Here is a 514-nt window from a genome sequence, read left to right on the forward strand (position 1 = left end):
AGCAGGCCACTACCTATTTCTTTGCGCTTGCCATGGCACAGGCGGAATATGACCTGGCCAAGGACAATGCCGTCTCCACCGATACCCTCTACCGCATCGGCATGCAGCGCCTGAAGATAGCCGCCATCAGCCGTGCCGACCTGCTGACGCTGAAACTCGACGTGGTGAACGCCCGCAATACTTTGCAGAATGCCGCCAGTGCCTTGAAGCGCGCCATGTTTTCGTTGGCATCTTTCCTGAATATGGAGAAGAACACGGATATCAGGGTGTCGCTTCCGGGACGTCCGAGGGCGCTGACCATACCGGTTGATGAGGCTTTGCTGGCCGCTCAAGCCAACAATCCGGAATTTCTGGGGCTTCGTCAGGAAGTGCTGGAAGCCGAGCAGACAGTAGACAAGACGAAGAAGGAGTCGCGCTTCAACGCCAGCATCAACGCCAGCGTCGGCTTCAACCAGGTGGCGGAGAAATTCGGTGAAGCATACAGGCATCCCATGCAGCAGGAGATGGTGTCGGT

At 57.2% G+C, this 514-nt stretch carries 1 protein-coding gene; it reads left to right on the top strand.

The features are described from left to right. Positions 1-514 (top strand): TolC family protein (locus DWZ67_RS19975; protein WP_133302965.1); only part of this gene is annotated, 514 nt, incomplete at both ends.

Origin of the sequence: Bacteroides sp. AF34-31BH (genome assembly GCF_003602795.1) — a bacterium.
Classification (GTDB): Bacteria; Bacteroidota; Bacteroidia; order Bacteroidales; family Bacteroidaceae; genus Bacteroides; species Bacteroides uniformis.